Consider the following 19699-nt stretch of genomic DNA (forward strand, 5'->3'; position numbering starts at 1 on the left):
CGGAGCCAACGAGTGGGCGCGCCCATTAATGATCAAGCATGTGGAGCGCATGACCGCCGACCTCACGGAGGAGCTGACCGGGCGCGACACCTGGCGGGAGCTCGGGGGGCCGGCCGTCCTCGACTACGTCGTGAACGCCGACCTGACCCCGCCGCCCGGCCGGCAGATCGCGCACCGGAACCAGGCGTTCGGCAGCCTGTTCCTCGTGGTGAGCTTCTTCCCGACCGTCAAGTTCCGGAAGATCCGCAAGGAGCTGCTGCCGAACGGCTACCTGGCCCTGCTCGACCCGATCATGCACTCCTCGGGCTACTCGTCCGGCGCGGTCGACCTGGCCCACTGGATGCTGCTCAGGGACCCGGGGAACATGTCGGTCACCCTGACCTACCTGCCCGCGGGACAGGCGACGATCCCGCTGCTGCCCTGGGACCTGCTGTCCTCAGAGGAACGCCGCAAGGTCGACCAGCACATCTTCTGACCGCCTCCGCGGCCCCTCCGGCGGCCAAAGGGCTCCCCTGACTTGTCCACGACGACGCCATCCCGGGCGCCGGCCCGGCCTCGCGGTGGGACGATTGGTCCCGCCGGACACCCTTGCCGAAAGGACCGCCGTGGACTTCAAGCTGGAACTCGTCAACGTCCCCGTCTCGGACGTCGACCGCGCCAAGGCCTTCTACGTCGACAAGGCCGGGTTCGACCTCGACCACGACCACAAGGTGAACGAGGAGATCCGGTTCGTCCAGCTGACGCCGCCCGGGTCGGCCTGCTCGATCTCCATCGGCACCGGCCTCGGCACCGAGACGGCCCCCGGTTCCGTCCAGGGCCTGCAACTGGTCGTCGAGGACGCCGACGCCGCCCGCGCCGAGCTGGCCGCCCGGGGCGTCGACGTCAGCGAGGTCCAGGAGTTCCCCTGGGGCCGCTTCGTCTTCTTCCAGGACCCGGACGGGAACGGCTGGAACGTCCAGCAGCCGACCCGCCCGAGCTGACGGCGGGGGTCAGGTGAGGGCGGCGACGCCCTCGGTGAGGGCGATCTTCATCGGGCACCCTCCGCGAACGCGGCGAGCTGGGCGGCGACCGTGCCCCAGCCGTCGGCGAAGCCGAGCTTGTCGTGGTGGTCGCGGGATTCCGGGTCGCCGTGCCGGACGACGATCCGGTAGTCGGTGCCGTCCGGGTGGTCGTCCAGCGTGATCGTGGCGGTCATCGGCACCGGGGCCGGGTGCGCCGGGCGCCACGTGCTGTCGATCGCGTTGGTGAACACGAGCCGTTCGAGCTCGTCGACGGCGAGGAAGCACGCGTTCATGTGCGGGACGAACTCGGCGCCGTCGTCGCTCATCCGGGTCACGAACGCACCGCCGGGCCGCAGCTCCAGGCGGTCCACCCGGCAGCGGGCCGGGGCCGGGACCCACCACCGCTCCAGCCGGGACGGGTCGGTCCAGGCCCGCCACACGGTGGCGCGCGGTGCGCGGATGATCCGCTCCAGGCCGAGGTCGAGGTCGGGATTCATCGTGGGTTCTCCTCATCGGGGTCGGTGACGAACCGTTCGAGACGGTCGGTGCGCTCCTCCCAGATCCGGTGCTGCTCGGCGAGCCAGTCGTCGACGAGGGCGAGCCGCTCGCGGTTGAGCACGCAGGTGCGCACCCGGCCGGACTTGATCGTGCGGATCAGCCCGTTCGCTTCGAGCGTCCGCACGTGCTTCATGAACGAGGGGAGGGTGATCGGGAACTCGCGGGCGAGGTCCCCGACGCTCGCCGGTCCGCGGCCGAGCCGCCGGACGACGGCGCGCCGGGTCGGGTCGGCCAGGGCGACGAAGACGCCGTCCAGTTGCGCCGAATACTGTGCCATGTGGCTAAGTATTGCGCGCGCCCAATACTTAGTGCAAGGGCTAAGTGTTCGCGAACCTAGGCGCTGGTGAGGATCCGCATCAGGGCGGCGGCGAACTCGGCCGGCTTCTCGATGTGGGGGCTGTGGCCGGTCTCGGGGATGACGATCTCCTCGTATCCGCCGCCCGCCGCGGCGTAGGCGTCCAGGACGGCCCGGGTCTGGGCCAGCATGAGCTGCGCCGGACAAGACTCCGCGCCCGGCCAGCCGGGAACGGCGCCGAGCGACCCCAGATGGGCGAGGTCGAACATCGACGTGTCGGACACGATCTGGTCGGAGTCGCCGCGGATCCACCCGATCGGCGGCTTCGGGGAGATCGTGTGCAGGTCGTCCAGGCGGAAGTTGCCGGGCGCGATCGTGTTCAGGACGCCGCGCCGCCCCGCCGCGACCCCCGGCCAGCCGTCGGCCTTCACCGTGTCGCCGGGGTAGTGGTCGTCGCCGATCCGGGTGCCGAGCATCGACTCGACGAGCATGTCCTCGTCGGCCGGGGCGAACGGCGGCTTCACGTAGAACGAACGCAGGACCCGGCGCGGTGACAGCGGGGAGCCGTCGGTGCGGTCGCCCTCCCGCAGCAGCCGCACGAAGTCGGGGTTCGCGGTGCCGCCGCCCGATCCGGTGCCGAGGTCGTCGTACGGCGTGCCGGACGCCCCTCGCGTGCCGCCGAAGCCGTACGGGGACACGGGGTTCACCAGCGTCACAGTCCGGACCGAGCCGGGACGGTCGCGCAGGAGTTGCAGGACCACCCCGCCGCCCAGGCTCCAGCCGGCCAGGTGCACCGGGCCGAGGCCGAGCGCGTCGATCGTCGCGGCGACATCGTCGGAGTAGTCGCGCACGCCTCGCGTGGCATCGACCGGGAGGGGGTCGGTGTCACCGAAACCGCGCAGGTCGACCGCCACCGGGCGGTACCCGGCGGGCAGGTCGAGCATCGTCCGCTGCCAGAACAGGCTGGACGAGACGTTCCCGTGGACGAGGACCACCGGCTCGCCCGCCTCCCGTCCGGCGACCTCCAGGACGTTCACCCGTAGCCGGCCGGTGGGGACGGTGCGCGCGGTGATCCCGCCGAGAAGCGATGTCATGGCGCTCTCCTTGTCACGACAGGGCCGCGGCGACGGCCTTCGCGCCGGCGTCGGCGAACAGGATCGAGTAGTGGTTCGTCCCGGCGACCGTGGTGACGTCGAGCTTCGCCAGGGCGGACGGGTCGGGGTAGAGCGGCGGCGTCTCGTCCAGCAGGCCGCGCTCGGCGCGCAGGAACGGCGTGCCGGGCGGCAGCGCCTCGTACGCCTCCCGCGGCGCCGCGCCCGAGTGCAGGTCGACGAAGTCGGCGGCCATGGCCTCCTCGGACGCCCTGCTGCGGAATCCGCCGTCCGCGCCGGTCAGGTCGTAGTCGACGTAGGCCTCGGCGGCGGGCGTCCAGCCGGCGAACGCCGGATGCGCCCGCCAGTGGTCGCGGTACGCCTCTCGGCTCGGGAACCGCATCCGCAGCCGCCGCGCGGCCGGGCCGAGCACCGTCTCCGGGCCGCCGGGCGGTGCGGGCAGCGGTGCGCCGCCGTCCACGAGCACCAGCCGCGCCACGCGCTCGGGACGCCGGTGGGCGAGGACGGCCGCGACGAACCCGCCCATCGAATGCCCGGCGACGCGGGCCCGATCGATCCCGAGCGCGTCCAGCACGGTGATGCAGTCCCGGGCGTGCGAGGCCATCCCGTACGGGCCGCTCAGGGTGCCGCTGCCGCCACGTCCGCGCAGGTCCGGGGCCACCACCGGGCCAGGAAGCCGCGTGGCGGTCTCGATCCACGCCATGCTCGACGCCGTGATGCCGTGGACGGCGAGCACGGGTGCGCCGTCCGAAAGGTCGCCCCACACGGCGACGGTCAGCTCACCTCCGTCCACCGGGACGGAGGTATAGGAGGGGACGCGCAGGCCGGACACCCTCACACCGTCGCCCAATAGCCCCGGCACGGCAAGGTGACCAGCGCCTATGCGGCCGCCCCGCCCCATGTGGACGGGCCACACGCGCAGGTCACGCGTTCCGCTGTCTCGTGTCCTGGACGGCGCGGTAGGCGAAGGCCATCGCCGATCCGATCGGGATGCCCGGCCCCGGATAGACGGGCCCGGTGAACGAGGCGCTGGTGTTGCCTGCGGCGTAGAGCCCGGGGATGGGACGGTCCGCGCCGTCCAGGACGCGACCGTCGGGGTCGGTGCGCAGCCCGCCCTTGGTCCCGAGGTCGCTCAGGACGAGCTCCGCCGCGACGTACGGCGGCTCGTCGACGGCGACGAGGCAGGGCTTGCCGCCGGTGAAGAACAGGTCGTAGGGGTCCTCGCCGCGATGGAAGTCCTCGTCCACGCCCTTCTGGGCGAACCCGTTGAACCGCTCGACCGTCCTGGTGAGCGCGTCCGCCGGGAGCCCGGTCTTCGCGGCCAGCTCGTCCAGCGTGCCCGCCTCGACCCAGGCGCCGGACGCCCGTTGCTCGTCCGCCGCCAGCGGCGGGACGGAGAGCGCCGGGAGCCCTCGCGTCCGCGAGTCGAAGATCAGGTGGAAGGGGCCCTCGGACGCGGCCATCCGCCGTCCCATCCGGTCGTACGGGAGGGACTCGTTGGCGAACCGGTGTCCCGACCCGTCCACGATCAACCCGCCCCGGAAGCCGAGCGTGAACGCGGGCCGCCCGTCCGGGGTCAGGAGGCCGGGGCAGAACCACGCCTGGTCCAGCAGGCCGGTGGACGCGCCGACCCGGACGGCGGCCTCGATCGCGTCGCCCGTGTTCGCGCCGTCCGGGGCCATCGTCCACCGCGCGTCGCCCGGGACGCCGCGCCCGGCCCGCAGCGCGGCCGAGGACTCGAAGCCGCCGGCCGCCAGGAGCACGCCGCGCGCCGCGCGCAGCCTGAGCCCGCCGGCCTCCACGCCGGCGACCTGCCCGCCCTCCATGATCAGCCCGGTCAGCGGGGTCCGGGTGCGGACGGCCCCGTTCCCGGTCGCGGTGAGCGCCAGCAGCAGCCGCCCGATCAGCGCGCGCCCCTGCGCCATCGGCCTGGACGAGTGCCCGCGTCCCGTCCTGTCGCGGTCGACCGGCGGGCGGACCAGCCCCGCCCGCTCCCCGAGCCGCTCCACGGGCAGGTCCAGCGGGACGAACGAGCGCCCCATGTCCAGCCGCCCCGGCGCGTCGAAGTAGTCGGGGAAGGGCCGGAACTCGAACTCGATCGCCGGGTCCGCCTCCAGGAAGTCCACCAGCTCGGGCGCCGTCTCCAGGAACGCCTCCCGGTGCGCGGCGGCGCCGTCGCCGAGGAGGGCCCGCAGGTAGGCGCGCGCCGCCTCGGCCGAGTCGCCGATCCCCGCCCGCTCCTGCACCCGCGTCCCGGGCAGCCAGATCGCCGAGCCCGAGTACGCGGACGTCCCGCCGAGCAGCCCCGTCTTCTCCAGGACGGCGGTCCGGAGCCCGGCCGAGGCCGCGGTCAGCGCCCCCGCCATCGCGCCGGCGCCCGACCCGGCGACCACCACGTCGTACTCGTCGTCCCACCCGGGTGCTCCCACGTGACGTCCCCTCCGGCCTCGGGATCTCGGCGCGGCCACACCGTAAGCGCGCCCGCCGGGACCCGGGCCGAACCGTCCCACTGACCGGTATCGAGCATCGCGGGTACGGCCGCGACTCTGGATATTGTTCCTGGTGGCGGGGCCGCCACCAGGACCGGAGGGAGGACCGTGGCGAGGATCGCAGCGGCCAGGCTGTCCGCCGAGCCCAGCTCACCCGAGCAGCACGACCGGCGGCAGCGCATCCTCCGCGCCGCGACCCGCATCGGCGCCGAGAAGTCCCTCGAACGCGTGCAGATGCACGAGGTGGCGAAGGCGGCCGGGGTCGCGATCGGCACCCTGTACCGGTACTTCCCGTCCAAGATCCACCTGTTCACCGGGGTGATGGCCGCGCAGGTCGACCGGCTCCGCGCGCAGGTCACCGAGCCCGCGCCCGGCACCGCCCCCGAGGACGCCGTCGCCGACCTGCTCGTCGAGGCCAGTCGGCACCTGCTGGCCCAGCCCGTCCTGTCGGCGTCGATGCTGCACGCGTCGAACACCGCCCACGCCGCGACCGTCGCCGAGACCGTCCACATCGACGCCACGTTCCGCGAGATCCTGCTGCGGGCCGTGGGCATCGAGGTGCCGACCGCGCAGGACGTCACCCTCGTCCGGCTGGTGATGCAGTGCTGGTACGGGGTGCTCCAGTCGAGCCTGAACGGCCGCGCGTCCATGGCGGACATCGAGGGCGACATCCGGCTGGCCTGCCGCCTCCTCCTCGCGCCCCGCTCGAACGCCTGACCGGGAGGCGTCAGCGCTTGCCGGTGCCCGTGTCGTCGAGCGCGGCGACGCCGTAGGCGGCGTAGGTCCGGCGCGCGTCCCGCCGCTCGAAGTACGGCGTGATCTGCTCGCCGAACTCCTCGACGGAGAAGACGCCGTCCGCCGCGGTGAACTTCCGCTCCACCTCCGGCGCGGCCATCAGCGCGACCATGTCGCCGTAGACGACGAACACCTGCCCGCTGATCTTCTCGGACGCGGGGGACGCGAGGTAGCCGACGAACGTCCCGACCCGCTCGGGCGCGAGGACGTCCAGGCCGCCGGGGGAGGTGCCCTCGGCGAACGTCGCCTCGGTCATCGCGGTCCGGGCGCGGGGGCAGATCGCGTTGGCGCGCACCCCGTACCGGCCGAGGCCCGCCGCGGTCGACAGCGTGAGCGCGACGATGCCCGCCTTCGCCGCCGCGTAGTTCGGCTGCCCCGCGGGCCCGAACAGGAACGCCTCCGACGCGGTGTTGACCACCCGTCCGTAGACCGGCCCGCCCGCGGCCTTGCTCGCCGCGCGCCAGTGCACCGCCGCCGCGCGGGACACCGCGGCATGCCCCTTCAGATGGACGTGGACGACGTCGTCCCAGTCCGGTTCGGACAGGTTGAACAGCATCTTGTCGCGCAGCACGCCCGCGTTGTTCACGAGGACGTCCAGGGAGCCGAAGGTGTCGACGGCGGCGGACACCAGCGCGTCGCCCATCGACCAGTCGCCGACGTCCCCGGTGACCGCGACCGCCTCGCCGCCCGCCTTCTTGATCTCGGCGGCGACCTCGTCGGCGGCCGGCCCCATGTCGTTGACGACGACGTTGGCGCCGAGCGCCGCCAGGGCGAGGGCCTCGGCGCGGCCCAGCCCGGCGCCCGCGCCGGTGACGACGGCGGTGCGGCCCGCCAGGGAGAGGTCAGCGCTCATCGAGGCCTCCGTGTCGATGTCAGATGGCACGCCGGACGCTAGTACCGGCCTCCAGGCCGCTTCCGCTCACGTCCCGCTGAGCGGGCACGGCCCAGCAATGTAGGCTGGATCTATGTAGATGTGATCTACGTAGAGTGGAGTCACGGTGTTCATCGGCAGGAAGACGGAGCTGGCGCTCCTGGCCAAGCGCCTTCAGCGCGTCACCACCACGGGCACGGGAACGGCGGTCGCGCTGCGGGGCCGCCGCCAGGTGGGCAAGTCCCGGCTCGTCCAGGAGTTCTGCGACCGCGCGGCCGTGCCCTACGTCTTCTCCACGGCCACCAAGGGCGCCTCGCCCATCGAGGCGGTGGCCGCCTTCCTGCGCGACCTGAAGGAGTCGGCGCTGCCGGACGACCCGGAGCTCGTCCCGCTCCTGGAGAACGGCAGCTGGCCGGACGCCTTCCGCGTCCTGGCCACGGCGCTCCCGGACACGCCGTCCATCGTCGTCCTGGACGAGCTGCCCTGGCTGGCCGAGCAGGACCCCGTCTTCGACGGCGCGCTACAGACCGGATGGGACCGGCTCCTGTCGTCCAAGCCCGTCCTCCTCCTGCTCCTGGGCAGCGACCTGCACATGATGGAGCGGCTGACCGCCTACGACCGGCCCTTCTACGGGCGCGCCGACACCCTCGTCCTCGGCCCGCTGAACCCGGCCGACACGGGCGAGGCCCTCGGGCTGGACGCCGCCGACGCCGTCGACGCGCACCTGGTGTCCGGCGGCCTGCCCGGCATCGTCCGGACGTGGCCCCACGGCACGCCCGCGCTCGACTTCCTGAGAGCCGAGTGCGCCGACCCGGCCGCCGCGCTGTTCAGCGTCCCGGAGGCGTCCCTGCTGGCCGAGTTCCCGAACCCCGACATCTCCCGCCGGGTCCTGGAGGCGATCGGGTCCGGCGACCGCACCCACGCCAACATCGCGGCGACCGCCGGCAACCGCGACGCCGCCCTCCCCTCGGGCACCCTCTCGCCCCTCCTCCGCCGCCTCACCACCGAGAAGAACGTCCTCGCGGTGGACGAGCCGCTGTCCACCAGACCGGGCAAACCCGCCCTCTACCGGATCACCGACAGCAACCTGCGCCTCTACCTGGCGGCCCTCCGCGCGGCCCACGAGCAGGCCCGCCGGGGCCGCCCCGAAGCCGGTTTCCGCCTCGTCGAGCGCCGCTGGACGTCCTGGCGCGGCCGGGCCGTCGAGCCCCTCGTCCGCCAGGCCATGGAGCGGGCGGACCTGCCCTGGCCGGACGCCGAGGCGGTGGGCGGCTGGTGGAACCGCCGGTTCGACCCGGAGATCGACCTGATCGGCGCGGACCGCGCCCCCGTGGCGAACCGCATCCTGTTCGCCGGCTCGATCAAATGGCTCGGCACGCCGTTCGACTCCCACGACCTGGCCGCCCTCCGCCGCGCCGCCGTCCACGTCCCCGGCCTGGACCCGGCGACGACCGCCCTCGCCGCCGTCTCCCTCTCCGGCGGGAACACCGACGGCCTCGACCTCCTCTGGACCCCAGAGGACGTCATCGCCGCCTGGAAGGGATGATCATGCACAGCCCCCTCACGCCCGCGCCCGCGATCACCGTCACCGACGCCGAACTGGACGACCTTCGCTCACGACTGCTCCGCACACGGTGGCCGGCGCCATGGCCCACACCAGGATGGGACGCAGGCACCGACGCAGGCGAACTGCGACGCCTGACGGACTACTGGGCCAACGGCTACGACTGGCGCGTCCATGAAGCCGCCATCAACGCGCTCCCGTCCCGGTACGCGGACATCGACGGCACACCGGTCCACTATCTCCGCTTCGACGGAGAGAGGGCCGGCGCCCTGCCGATCGTCCTGACACACGGATGGCCCAGCTCCATCCTCGAACTGGTCGGCCTGGCCCGCCGACTGGCCGCACCCTCGCGGTACGGAGGCGACGCGGCCGACGCGTTCACCGTCATAGTCCCGTCGCTGCCCGGTTTCGCGTTCTCGCCGCAGCGGCCCTCCTTCGGTGAGGCGCAGCAGACGCACCACCTGTGGCACCGGCTGATGCACGACGAACTCGGCTTCGAACGCTACGCCGCTCATGGCGGGGACCTGGGCGCCGGAATCAGCTCCCGCCTCGGCGAGGCCCACCCCGAAGCCCTGGTCGGCATCCACGTGCTGGCGGTGGCCGACCCACCGGCGTACGACGCCGGCGGCCTCACGCCGGAGGAGCAGGCGTACCTCGCCTCCCGCGCGGCGTGGAGCGCCGAAGAGGGCGGCTACCAGCACGAACAGAGCACGCGGCCCGTCACCCTGAGCTACGGGCTGGACGACTCACCGACCGGTCTGCTCGCCTGGATCGTGGAGAAGTACCGCGCGTGGAGCGACTGCGGAGGCGACCTGTCGTCCCGGTTCAGCGACGACTTCGTCCTCACGCAGGCGTCCCTCTACTGGTTCACCCGCACCATCGGGACGTCCTTCCGCCCCTACTACGAGTACAACCGGGGCTTGACGCGCCGCGTGGAGAAGGTGACCGTGCCCACGGCTCTTGCCCTGTTCCCGGCCGACCTCGCCCAGCCGCCCCGCAGTTGGGCCGAACGCACCTACAACATCACCCGGTACGCGGTCATGCCCCGTGGCGGCCACTTCGCCGCCCACGAGGAACCCGACCTCCTCGCCCACGACCTAGCAGCCTTCTTCCGCCCGCTCCGCTGACCACCGCACTGTCAGAACGCCACTTTCGCCCAGACCCACTTTCCGCAGGGGTCGGTCCTGGTGACTCCGCAATCCGCGGAGAGCGCCTGGACGATCGGTAGGCCACGTCCACGCATCCCGGCGTCGTGACCGGGTTCGAGCGCCCGCGCGTCCGGGACGAGGTCGTCCAGGACCAGTTCGACGATCGGCTGCGCCACCGGCATGGCGTCGGACGCGTCCCACACCGCGATCGTCACGGCTCGTGGCTCCCGGGTGAACCTGACCCGGATCTCCCTGCCCGGCGTGCTCTCCGCCGCGTTGGCGACCAATTCGCCGGCAACCTGCCGAACGTCCCCGGCGATACGCGTGAGGCCCCATTCGCAAAGCCGGAACTCCACCAGCGTCCGCACCAGTCCAGCCGTCGACCGCGCCGCCACACACGACATATCCAGTTCGCCCGAATTCAAGGCATTAATCCCCACGGGTTCCTCCTTTCTCCTCCGAATTCCCGAGACAACACTGCGGCGGCGGGTTTAACTTGTCACCGTTGCTGGACCCATTGGCAACTCCGGGCGAGGGCGAGGGAGTGTTCGATCATGGTCAACGCGTCGCCGGACCCTGAGATCTCGCTCTCCTCGCTCATGGCCTACTACCTGCGTTTTCTGCGCCTCAAGCACAGGATGACCCAGGCTCGGGTCGGCGACATCATCGGGTGCACGAAGAGTCAAGTTTCCAAATATGAGGGCGGCACCCGGCAACTCGACGAGCGAGAGTGCTGCGCGCTTGACAAGGCGTGGGACACAGGGGGCCTATTCGCGATCTTGTTGCGCTACGCCAAGCTCGGCGTCGACCCCAACTGGCTTGAGAAGGTCCGCAAGTACCAGCGGGAGGCCGAAACGCTGAGGTTCTTCTACAACAACGTCATTCCGATGCCCTTCCAGACGGAGAGTTACTCGCGGGCTCTGCTGGCGGCGGGACACGACGCCCAACTGGTGGACGACGTTGAAGCGGCGGTATCAAGACGGATGAAGCACCAGGAGGCCATGCTCGCCCGCGGCCCTGCGATCTGGGCCGTCCTCGATGAGGCCGCGCTCCGCCCTATGGGAGGCGCGGGTGTGATGGAGGAGCAGCGCGACCTCCTGCTCAAGCTCATGGACCTCAGACACGTCTCGATCCGGGTGATCCCGGAAAGTGCGCTGCCGCACATTGGAGTGGATGGCGGGTTCAGCTGTTTCGAGTTGCGGAATGGCCTCCGGGTAGCATTCGCAGGGACGAGCCTCAAAGTCGGCCGGATCATTGATGATCAAACAGAGGCGGCGCGCGTGGCTGTACGCTTCGAGCGGATCGCGGCACGCTCCTGGAGCGAGGACCAGTCCCGCGAGTGGATTGCGAGGATGCGCGTATGACAACGTGGCGAAAGAGCAGCCACAGCGGTGCAGGTGGCACCGATGAATGCGTTGAGCTGGCCGTTCTCCCTGACGCGATCGGCGTTCGAGACAGCAAGGCGCCCCAATCCGGTCACGTCGTCCTCAGCAGGGAGGCGTTCGCGGCGCTGGTGGCTCACGTGAAGTGCGGCGGCATGGCCTTCTGAGTCACTGGGCGCCACGTGCTCCGGGCGCTTCGTCGCGTCTGAGGGAGGGCGGGGTATGGAGCGAGCGGGGCGCCGGTTGTTCTTGGGGTCTGCGGGGTTGGGAGCCTTGCCCGTCTGGCTGGAGGCGCTGCCCGCCATGCCTCGGCGGGCGGTGTTGATTCCCACGGCGGCTAATCCGCTGCCGTCCGCTCCGTTCGTTGATGCCCTCGCCGACCTGCTCAGGGCCGAGGGGCTGGGGGTCGAATACCTCGATCTCGAACGGGCCGTGGCTGAAGACGTCCAGCGGGCCCTGGGGAGGGCTCAGGCGGTGCTCGTCGCCGGCGGGTATCCCATGTTCTTGTTGCAACATGTTCGCGGCAGCGGATTCGACCGCATCGCCGTGGACGCGGTTGGCGGTGGGGCTCTGGCTTACGTCGGCATTTCGGCTGGGGCGGCTCTGGTCGGGCCGGATCTGCGGATGCTGCGCGACGTAGATGATCCTGGGGTCGTCGCCTCCACTGCTGGGCTCGGTCTTGTTCCTTTCGTCGTGCTGCCTCATCGCAATCGAGGGCGTGCAGAACGTCATGACCGGTTGGCCGAGCAGGGTGGGTGGCCGGTGGTGTCGATCAATGATGATCAGGCCGTCACGGTCGGCGGGGGGCGTTTTGAGGTGGTGGGGTCCCGGTGAGGGTGGTCGCTTCGTAGAACGAGGCCCAGGCGTCGCCGACCGGGCCCAGGTGGCCGAGCTTGTCGGGGTTGGTCACCGTGCGGATGGTCTGGATCTGACCGTCGAGGACGTCGAAGGCCCAGGTGCTCAGCACCCTGCCGTCCCGGTCGCGGAAGATGGCGCCGGGCTGGCCGTTGACCTGGTGCGGCTCCACCCGTGCCTCGATCCGAGCGAACAGCGGGGCGAGCGCGGCGAGCACCCGGGTCACGTTCTCGGTGCCGGCGAAGCCGTCGGCCCACTGCGGGGCCTTGCCGCCGTTGTCGCCGACCATCTGGACGTCGGCGGCGAGGAGCGCGGCGAGCCCGTCGACGTCCCCGTCGCGGAAGGCGTCGAGGAAACGGCCGGCGAGCTCGTCGCGTTCGGCGCGGTCGGCCTCGAACCGGGACCGGCCCGCGTCCATGTGGCGGCGCGCCCGGACCGCGAGCTGGCGGCACGCGGCCTCCGAGCGGCCCACGGCGGAGGCGACCTCGGGGAAGCCGAAGCCGAACACCTCCCGCAGCACGAACACCGCCCGTTCGAGCGGGGTGAGGCGTTCGAGCAGCAGGAGGGCCGCCATCGACAGCGAGTCGGCGAGTTCCGCCGAGCGCTGCGGGTCCTGGTAGGGGTCGGACAGCAGCGGCTCGGGGAACCACGGCCCGACGTACCGCTCCCGCCGCACGCGGGCGGAGCGCAGCACGTCGATCGAGATCCGGCTCACGGTGGCCGACAGGTACGCCTTGACCGAGGCGGGACGGGTCGAGGACGTCTCGTAGCGCAGCCAGGTCTCCTGGACCGCGTCCTCGGCCTCGCTGACGCTGCCGAGGATGCGGTAGGCGATCGAGAACAGCAGCGGCCGCAGCTCCTGGAACTCCTCGACCCGCCTCACGCCAGCTCTTCCTGGAAGCCCTGCCGCCAGGACGCGTAGCGCGGCTCCCAGCCGAGCTCCGCCCTGGCCTTGGCGTTGGAGAAGCCGCGGCCCTCGGTCATCATCGTGACGGCCACGTCACCGGCCAGGGGGCGGGCCAGCCAGGCGGGGACCCGCATCGGCTTCTTCGCGCCCGCGCACTCGGCGAGATGGGGCAGCCACTCGTTCACCGGGGCGGGCTCGTCGTCGACGATGTTGAAGACCCCGCTCACCTGCTTCTCCACGGCGAGGACGGTCGCGAGCGCCGCGTCGTCCAGGTGGATGAACGAGCAGTGGCCGGCGCCGCCCCCGACGATCGGGAACTGCCGCTTGCGGACGGGCTCGACCAGGTCGCCGGTGGCGCCCGGCCCGTAGAACCAGCCGTACCGCAGGACGGTGCCGCCCGCCCGGGTGACCGCGTCCTCGACGTGGGCGAGCGCCGCCATCCCGGGCTCCGCCGGCGTCCCCGCCATCAGGTCCAGCGGGTCCTCCTCGGTCTTCACCCAGCCGCCCTCGCGGATGCCGTTCCAGGACGCGTAGGCCTGCGCGACGAAGCGCGTCACGCCGGTCGCGTCCGCCGCGGCCAGCAGGTGGTCCGTTCCCTCGGTGCGGAGCCGGTTGGTACCGGCGAACCACCGGTCCATGTGCTTCATGTCGGCCTTGCCCGCGTGGGCGACCGAGATCGCGGTCATCTGGTGGACGATGACGTCCGGCCGCGCCTTGGCGACGGCCTCGCCGACCGACGCCGCGTCCAGCCCGTCCATCACGACGCCCTCGGCGCCGAGCCGCGCCGCCACGTCCAGCTTGGACGCGCTCGTCGTGGTCGCGGTCACCTCGTGGCCGCGCTCCACCAGCAGCGGCACCAACCGCCGCCCGAGAACGCCGGTTCCACCCGCTACGAACACCCGCATGACCATCCTCCTCGCGGTCGGAAAGTGTTGTCAGACCTGAGACGAGACAGCCCGGCCCACCTGTGACATCCAGGTGGCCGGGCGCGCCCTCACCAGGGGAGCGGGCCCTCCTCGCTGAAGTACCCGGCGGTCGGGCCGTCCGCACCCAGCGTGGCCAGCCGCACCAGGACCGCCGCGCCCTGCGCGACCGTGAGGTACCCGGTGTGGTCATTGCCGTCGGTGGCGACGAAGCCGGGGGCGGCCGCGTTGACGAGGACGCCGTCCTTGCGCAGCTCGTTGGCGTACTGGACGGTCAGCGCGTTGAGCGCGCTCTTGGACGGCGAGTACGCCGCCGACGGCAGCAGCACCGACATGGGGCCTTCCGGGTCGCTGAGGAGGGTCATCGACGCGGCGTGGCTGCTGACGTTCACGACGCGCGGCGCCGGTGACCGCCGCAGCAGCGGCAGCATGGCGTTGGTCACCGCGATCACCCCGAAGACGTTGGTCTCGAACACCGCCCGGACCATGTCCAGGTCGACGGTGCTCGGCACCTGGTCGTGGGCGTCCTCGGGCGAGACCTGCCCGGAGCCGGTGATGCCGGCGTTGTTGATCAGGACGTCGAGGCGGCCGAAGCGCTCCTCGATCCACCGCGCGGCCTCCTGGACGGTGGCCCGGTCGGTGACGTCCAGGACGATCGCGTGCACGTCGCCGCCCGCCGCGCGCAGCGCCGCGGCGGCCTCCTCGCCGCGCCGCGTGTCCCTGGCGCCGACCAGGACCGTCATGCCCAGCTCGGCGAGCTGCTCGGCGGCCCCGCGGCCGATCCCCTTGTTCGCTCCGGTGACCAGCGCGACCTTCCGGTGCGTCGCCTGCTTGTTCATGGTCGCTCCTTGCTTTCGGAGGGCGTGGGTCCCGCTCGAAACCCGTTGTCGCGACCCGAGACGAGTCAGCCCGGCCACCAGTGACATCCGGAGGTGCGTGACGACGACCACATCCCTCGTTCAGGCCGGCATGTCACTTCCCGAGCCACACTGCCGTCCTTGGGGCAGAACCGCGATGAGGAGGAAACATGACGGCAACGATCCTGGTCACCGGTGGCACGGGCACGCTCGGGAGCCACGTCGTCCCGCTGCTGCGGGCCGCCGGGCGGGACCTGCGGGTGCTCAGCAGGCGCACGCGGGAACCCGCCGGCGGCATCGAGTACGTGACCGGCGACCTGGTGAACGACGAGGGGATCGCGGCCGCGGTGAACGGGGTCGAGACCGTCGTCCACCTGGCGGGCGGCAACAAGGGCGACGACGTGGCCGCCCAGAACCTGATGCGGGCCGTGGCGCAGGCGGACGTGAAGCACCTGGTGCTCATCTCGGTCATCGGCGCCGACCGGGTGCCGCTGGCCTGGCTCAGGACGCAACTGGAGGTGGAGCAGGCTGTGATCGGCTCTGGGGTGCCCTACACGATCCTGCGGGCGGCCCAGTTCCACGACCTGGTGCTGAAAATGGTGCGGAGTATGGCGAAGCTGCCGGTCGTGCCGAAGCCGGGCGGGCTGCGCTTCCAGCCCGTCGACGCCCGCGACGTCGCGGAGCGGCTCGTGGAACTGGCGCTCGGCGCACCGGCCGGACGCGTCCCCGACCTGGCCGGGCCGCGGGTCCACGGCCTGGACGACCTCGTCCGCGGATACCTGGAGGCGCGCGGCGGGCGGCGGCGTCCGATGCTGCCCGTCCGCATCCCGGGCAAGGCGGGCCGCGCCTACCGCGCCGGTGACAACCTGGCGCTGGACGGCGCCGACCACGGCGCCCGCACCTGGGAGGACTTCCTGGCCGAACGGCTGGGGCGCGAGGCCGGCGAGCCGGCCGCGGCGTCCGCCGGTCGGTAGAGGCGCGTCGGCGTCAGGCCTGCCAGCCCGCGGGGTTCGAGCAGGACTCGCGGGAGATGCCCGAACCGGTGTCGGGGAACGTCCCGAAGCGTTCGTTGTGCAGGTGGGCGAAGAAGTAGCACATCGCCTCGCAGTCGCCGTCGAGCACGGCCATGCGGGGGTCGGCGGTCACCGCGGTGTAGAAGTCGCGGCCCATCGCGACGATGAAGCCGCGCGCGTAGAGGAAACCGTCGTCGGAGCCGTCCGTCACCGCCTGGACGTCGGCCCGGTCGATGTCGTAGAGCAGGCGCTCGCACACCTGGTCGAGGCCGGTCAGCTCGTCGGCTGGCAGGTCGCGGGCGGCGGCGCGGAGGTTGCCGAGGAACGCGTCCAGGGCCTTCGAGACCACGGAGATCTCGGGCATCGCCCACACGTCGGTGTCGGGGTCGCGGGTCGCCAGTGCCCGCCGCGCCGCGCCGGCCTCGGCGCCGAGCGGCGCCCACGCCGCCTCGATCACGTCCCAGAAGCGTTCTCGGTCCATGGCGGAAGCCAACCAGAGACCGCCGACAATCCGTCAGGAGATCCAGGCCTCGACCCGGGCGCGCAGGACCTTGCCGGTGGCGTTGCGGGGGAGCGGGTCGCCGGTGATGTGCCAGCGGCTCGGGACCTTGAAGTAGGCGAGCCGCTCCCGGGCGAAGGCCGCGAGGTCCTCGGCGGCGGGCGCCGGGCCGGCGAAGACCGCGACGGCCGCGACCTCCTGGCCGAGGTCGGGGTGCGGGACGCCGATGACGACGCACTCGCGCACGCCCGGGTACTCGGCGAGGACGTTCTCGACCTCGGCCGGGTAGACGTTCTCCCCGCCGCGGATGATCAGGTCGGAGCGGCGGGCGGTGAGCCGCAGCCGGCCGTTCTCGACCAGGCCGATGTCGCCGGTGCGCAGCCAGCGGTCCGCGTCGAGCGCGCGGGCGGTCGCCTCGGGGTCGCGCCAGTAGCCGACCATGGTGTAGGCGCTCCGGGCGCAGACCTCGCCCTCGACCCCTTCCGGGACCGGCGCGCCGCCGGCGTCGCGGATCTCCACCTGGACGCCGATGATCGGGCGGCCGAGCGTCCCGGGATCCTCCGCCAGGTCGGCGGGGGTGGCGGTGGAGATGGCGGTGCACGACTCGGTGAGCCCGTAGCTGTCGACCATGCCGCCCTTCGCGGGCGGGAAGGCGGCCTGGAGCCGCGCCTTGAACGCGGGCGAGGACGGGGCCGTGGCCAGTGCGAACGCGGTGAGGGACGACAGGTCGTACTTCCCGGTGCCGCCGTGCTCGACGATCCGCCTCGCCATGGTCGGGACGGCGCCCCAGTTCGTCACGCGCTCCTTCTCGATGAGGCCGAGGACGGAGTCCACGTCGAAGCCGCCCTCGTGCATGACCACGGCGGTGCCGGTGGCGAGCCGCGGGACGGCCAGGTTGTGCAGGCACGCGATGTGGAACAGCGGCAGCGCCAGCAGGTAGCGCCGCGCGGCCGGGTCGTCGCCGTACTCGCGGAGCACGGCGTCGTTGAACCGGTGGTACTCGATCACCGAGGTGAGGTTCCGGTGCGAGTGGACGGCCCCCTTCGGGCGCCCTGACGTGCCGCTGGTGTAGAGGATGACGGCCGGGTCGTCCTCGGCGGCGTCCGGGACGTCCAGGACGGCGCCGGGGTAGCGCCCCGTCAGCGACGGGACGTCCCTCTCGATGGTCAGGACGTCCTCGGAGATGAGGGCGGCCCGCTTCTCGTCGGCGATGACGACCTTCGGGTCGGTGTGCCCGAGGGCGTACTCGATCTCGCGCGGCGCCCACCAGGCGTTGTAGCCGACCGCGACGGCCCCGGCGGCGATCGCCGCCCAGAACGCCACGATCCACTCGGGGCTGTTCGCCGCGTCGATCGCGATGCGGTCGCCGGGGCGGACGCCGAGGTCGTCCCGCAGCGCCCTGGCCATGGACGCGACGGCCGCGGCGTGCTCGGCGAAGCTCAGCCGGCGGGACGCGGTGACGACGTAGTCCCGGTCGCCGAACCGGGCCGACCGGGCGAGCACCTCGCCGAGGCTGCGGGCGCGGTTGGCGAACACCGGAATCCGCGCGCCGAGCACGTCCTCCTCCCGCAGCTCGAACGCGCCCCCGGGACCGGTCAGCTTCCGGACGATCTCCATCGGAACCCTCCTCCTCGCCGCCGGGCTCATTCTCAGCCGCCGCACCACGGCGTCACCTGGGAATTCCGCTCACCGGGACGGCCCGAGGTGCCCGCACGGCCCGCTGGTTAACGTCGGGACCGCGGAGGGAGCGGGAGTGCGAGACGAGACGATCGCGGCGATGCTGCTGGCGAGGCTGGGAGACGACCGCCCCGGCCTGCGGAGCCGCGACCGGTCCTGGACATGGGACGAGGTCGTCAGGGAGAGCGCCGCGCGCGCGTCACTGGCCCGCGAGCTGCGCCGGGACGGACCGTTCCACATCGGCGTGCTGCTGGAGAACGTCCCGGAGTACGTCCTGTGGCTGGGGGCGGCGGCGCTGGGCGGCGCGACGGTCGTCGGCATCAACCCGACCCGCACCGGCGCGTACCTGGAGCAGGAGGTCCGGCACACCGACCCGCGGCTCGTCGTCACCGACCGGGCCGGGCTGAAGAAGCTGGACGGCCTGGACATCGGCGCCCCGCGCGACCGGTTCCTCCTGATCGACGAGGACGGCTACGAGGCGAGGGTCGCGTCCCATGCCCGCGAGCCGGAGCCCGACCCGTCGGTCACTCCGCTGACGCAGATCCTGCTGCTGTTCACGTCCGGGACGACCGGGGCGTCGAAGGCGGCGCGCTGCTCGCAGGGGCGGCTCGCCGAGCTGGGCCGCGACAACAGTGCCAAGTACGACATCGAGCGCGGCGACGTCTGCTACTGCCCGATGCCGCTGTTCCATGGCAACGCGCTCATGGCGCTGTGGGCACCGTCCCTCGCCGTAGGTGCGACCGTCGCCCTGGCGGAGAGGTTCTCCGCCACCGGGTTCCTGTCGGACGTCCGCTTCTACGGCGCGACGTTCTTCACCTACGTCGGCAAGGCGATCGGCTACATCCTCGCCACGCCGGAGCGCCCGGACGACGGCGACAACACGCTCACGCACGGGTTCGGCACGGAGGCGTCCCCCGAGGACAAGGCCGCGTTCCGGCGCCGCTTCGGCGCGACGCTGATGGAGGGCTACGGCTCCAGCGAGAGCGCGGGCATGATCCAGCGGGTGGCGGATACGCCGCCGGCCGCGCTCGGACGTCCCGCGCACGACGGCGTCCGCGTCGTGAACCCGGAGACCCGCGAGACGTGCGCCCCCGCGATCCTGGACGGGCACGGCCGCGTCACCAACGCCGAAGCGGCCGTCGGCGAGATCGTCGACGTGCACGGCGCCGCGAAGTTCGAGGGCTACTACAAGAACCCCGAGGCGGACGCCGAGCGCGTCAGGCACGGCTGGTACTGGACGGGTGACCTCGGCTACGTCGACGCGGACGGGTTCCTCTACTTCGGCGGGCGCTCCGGCGACTGGATCCGCGTCGACTCGGAGAACATCTCGGCGCTGCACACCCAGAACGTCGTCCGGCGCCACCCGAAGATCGTGGACGCGGTCGCGTTCGGCGTCCCCGACCCGCGCTCCGGCGACCAGGTGATGGCCGCGATCGAGATCCCGCCCGGCGTCCGGTTCGAGGACCTGGACTTCGCCGCGTTCCTCGCCGCCCAGGACGACCTCGGCACCAAGGGCGCACCGCGCTTCGTGCGCGTCTCGCACGCGCTGCCGACGACCGGCTCGGGGAAGCTCAAGAGAAGGGAACTGCAGCTCGACGGCTGGCGCACCCGCGACCCCGTGTTCTGGTGGGCGGGGCGGGGGGCGCCCGAGTACGTCCGGATGACCGAGGCGGACAGGGAGGCGCTCCGCGCGGAGTTCGCCGCCGCCGGCCGCCGCCGCTTCCTCCCGTGAACGCCTCCCGTGACAGGAAAG

At 72.3% G+C, this 19699-nt stretch carries 22 protein-coding genes; 10 read left to right on the forward strand and 12 right to left on the reverse strand.

Translation table 11 applies throughout. The annotated features are described in order from the left end of the window. The first annotated feature begins 49 nt into the window (after window positions 1-49). Both BM339_RS29590 and BM339_RS29595 read left to right on the forward strand, forming a co-directional pair. Entirely contained in the window at window positions 50-475 is a 426-nt protein-coding gene (locus BM339_RS29590) for a hypothetical protein (RefSeq protein WP_143118654.1), read from the forward strand. Window positions 476-605: 130 nt separating this feature from the next. Further along, on the forward strand, window positions 606-980 hold the full coding sequence (locus tag BM339_RS29595; RefSeq protein ID WP_021592383.1) for a glyoxalase superfamily protein: 375 nt from the start codon (window positions 606-608) through the stop codon (window positions 978-980). A 47-nt stretch (window positions 981-1027) separates the two neighbouring features. Here BM339_RS29595 and BM339_RS29600 read toward each other — a convergent pair whose 3' ends face one another. The 5 genes from BM339_RS29600 to BM339_RS29620 all read right to left on the reverse strand — a co-directional run bounded on the left by BM339_RS29600 (window position 1028) and on the right by BM339_RS29620 (window position 5395). Continuing rightward, a complete protein-coding gene (locus BM339_RS29600; protein WP_021592382.1) occupies window positions 1028-1498 on the reverse strand; it encodes an SRPBCC domain-containing protein in 471 nt (156 codons plus the stop codon). Further along, window positions 1495-1836 (reverse strand): ArsR/SmtB family transcription factor, encoded by a 342-nt coding sequence (locus BM339_RS29605; RefSeq protein ID WP_075022980.1) that lies wholly within the window; start codon window positions 1834-1836, stop codon window positions 1495-1497. Before BM339_RS29605 ends, BM339_RS29600 begins: the two co-directional genes overlap by 4 nt. Window positions 1837-1892: 56 nt before the next feature. Further along, window positions 1893-2948 carry an alpha/beta hydrolase gene (locus BM339_RS29610; protein ID WP_075022981.1) on the reverse strand — a complete coding sequence of 352 codons (1056 nt, stop codon included), beginning with the start codon at window positions 2946-2948 and terminating at the stop codon, window positions 1893-1895. A 13-nt stretch (window positions 2949-2961) separates the two neighbouring features. Then, the gene (locus BM339_RS29615; protein WP_218163793.1) at window positions 2962-3798 is read right to left on the reverse strand and encodes an alpha/beta fold hydrolase; all 837 of its coding nucleotides are present in this window, start codon (window positions 3796-3798) and stop codon (window positions 2962-2964) included. A 91-nt stretch (window positions 3799-3889) separates the two neighbouring features. After that, window positions 3890-5395 (reverse strand): FAD-dependent oxidoreductase, encoded by a 1506-nt coding sequence (locus BM339_RS29620; RefSeq protein WP_075022983.1) that lies wholly within the window; start codon window positions 5393-5395, stop codon window positions 3890-3892. Between the two features lie 168 nt (window positions 5396-5563). On the opposite strand from BM339_RS29620, the gene BM339_RS29625 reads away from it, so the two are divergent. Then, entirely contained in the window at window positions 5564-6172 is a 609-nt protein-coding gene (locus BM339_RS29625; protein ID WP_021595399.1) for a TetR/AcrR family transcriptional regulator, read from the forward strand. A gap of 10 nt (window positions 6173-6182) precedes the next feature. On the opposite strand, the gene BM339_RS29630 is transcribed toward BM339_RS29625, so the two are convergent. Continuing rightward, window positions 6183-7103: a 3-oxoacyl-ACP reductase gene (locus BM339_RS29630; protein WP_075022984.1), complete on the reverse strand. Its 921-nt coding sequence runs from the start codon at window positions 7101-7103 to the stop codon at window positions 6183-6185. A 145-nt stretch (window positions 7104-7248) separates the two neighbouring features. Here BM339_RS29630 and BM339_RS29635 point away from each other — a divergent pair, with 145 nt between their 5' ends. Both BM339_RS29635 and BM339_RS29640 read left to right on the forward strand, forming a co-directional pair. Beyond that, a complete protein-coding gene (locus tag BM339_RS29635; protein ID WP_075022985.1) occupies window positions 7249-8667 on the forward strand; it encodes an AAA family ATPase in 1419 nt (472 codons plus the stop codon). A 2-nt stretch (window positions 8668-8669) separates the two neighbouring features. Then, on the forward strand, window positions 8670-9812 hold the full coding sequence (locus tag BM339_RS29640) for an epoxide hydrolase family protein (protein WP_218163794.1): 1143 nt from the start codon (window positions 8670-8672) through the stop codon (window positions 9810-9812). 11 nt (window positions 9813-9823) lie between these two features. Here the strand turns inward: BM339_RS29640 and BM339_RS29645 are convergent, their stop codons facing one another. Next, window positions 9824-10237, reverse strand: coding sequence for an ATP-binding protein (locus BM339_RS29645; RefSeq protein WP_256255526.1), 414 nt, complete (start codon window positions 10235-10237; stop codon window positions 9824-9826). Between the two features lie 150 nt (window positions 10238-10387). Here BM339_RS29645 and BM339_RS29650 point away from each other — a divergent pair, with 150 nt between their 5' ends. The 3 genes from BM339_RS29650 to BM339_RS29660 all read left to right on the forward strand — a co-directional run bounded on the left by BM339_RS29650 (window position 10388) and on the right by BM339_RS29660 (window position 12049). Further along, window positions 10388-11197, forward strand: coding sequence for a helix-turn-helix domain-containing protein (locus tag BM339_RS29650; protein ID WP_075022988.1), 810 nt, complete (start codon window positions 10388-10390; stop codon window positions 11195-11197). Further along, on the forward strand, window positions 11194-11382 hold the full coding sequence (locus tag BM339_RS29655; RefSeq protein WP_075022989.1) for a DUF397 domain-containing protein: 189 nt from the start codon (window positions 11194-11196) through the stop codon (window positions 11380-11382). The genes BM339_RS29650 and BM339_RS29655 overlap by 4 nt, the downstream gene beginning before the upstream one ends. Before the next feature lie 106 nt (window positions 11383-11488). Continuing rightward, a complete protein-coding gene (locus BM339_RS29660) occupies window positions 11489-12049 on the forward strand; it encodes a Type 1 glutamine amidotransferase-like domain-containing protein (RefSeq protein WP_177287810.1) in 561 nt (186 codons plus the stop codon). Here BM339_RS29660 and BM339_RS29665 read toward each other — a convergent pair. From BM339_RS29665 to BM339_RS29675, 3 genes are all read right to left on the reverse strand, one after another. Then, window positions 12006-12953, reverse strand: a complete 948-nt coding sequence (locus BM339_RS29665; protein ID WP_021595391.1) for an RNA polymerase sigma-70 factor — start codon at window positions 12951-12953, stop codon at window positions 12006-12008. The two genes, BM339_RS29660 and BM339_RS29665, sit on opposite strands and share 44 nt — an antisense overlap. Continuing rightward, entirely contained in the window at window positions 12950-13882 is a 933-nt protein-coding gene (locus BM339_RS29670; RefSeq protein ID WP_075023152.1) for an NAD-dependent epimerase/dehydratase family protein, read from the reverse strand. The genes BM339_RS29665 and BM339_RS29670 overlap by 4 nt, the downstream gene beginning before the upstream one ends. A gap of 89 nt (window positions 13883-13971) precedes the next feature. Next, window positions 13972-14739: an SDR family oxidoreductase gene (locus tag BM339_RS29675; protein ID WP_075022991.1), complete on the reverse strand. Its 768-nt coding sequence runs from the start codon at window positions 14737-14739 to the stop codon at window positions 13972-13974. A 188-nt stretch (window positions 14740-14927) separates the two neighbouring features. Between BM339_RS29675 and BM339_RS29680 the strand changes: the two genes are divergently transcribed. Then, window positions 14928-15731 carry an SDR family oxidoreductase gene (locus tag BM339_RS29680; RefSeq protein WP_075022992.1) on the forward strand — a complete coding sequence of 268 codons (804 nt, stop codon included), beginning with the start codon at window positions 14928-14930 and terminating at the stop codon, window positions 15729-15731. 13 nt (window positions 15732-15744) lie between these two features. Here the strand turns inward: BM339_RS29680 and BM339_RS29685 are convergent, their stop codons facing one another. Then, window positions 15745-16251, reverse strand: a complete 507-nt coding sequence (locus BM339_RS29685) for a DUF4240 domain-containing protein (RefSeq protein WP_075022993.1) — start codon at window positions 16249-16251, stop codon at window positions 15745-15747. 33 nt (window positions 16252-16284) lie between these two features. Continuing rightward, the gene (gene casG / locus BM339_RS29690) at window positions 16285-17886 is read right to left on the reverse strand and encodes a steroid-24-oyl-CoA synthetase (RefSeq protein ID WP_218163795.1); all 1602 of its coding nucleotides are present in this window, start codon (window positions 17884-17886) and stop codon (window positions 16285-16287) included. A 136-nt stretch (window positions 17887-18022) separates the two neighbouring features. Here casG and casI point away from each other — a divergent pair, with 136 nt between their 5' ends. Next, window positions 18023-19678, forward strand: a complete 1656-nt coding sequence (gene casI / locus BM339_RS29695; protein ID WP_075022995.1) for a steroid-22-oyl-CoA synthetase — start codon at window positions 18023-18025, stop codon at window positions 19676-19678. Window positions 19679-19699 lie beyond the last annotated feature (21 nt).

The sequence above is a fragment of the Actinomadura madurae genome (assembly GCF_900115095.1).
In the GTDB taxonomy this organism is placed as follows: domain Bacteria; phylum Actinomycetota; class Actinomycetes; order Streptosporangiales; family Streptosporangiaceae; genus Spirillospora; species Spirillospora madurae.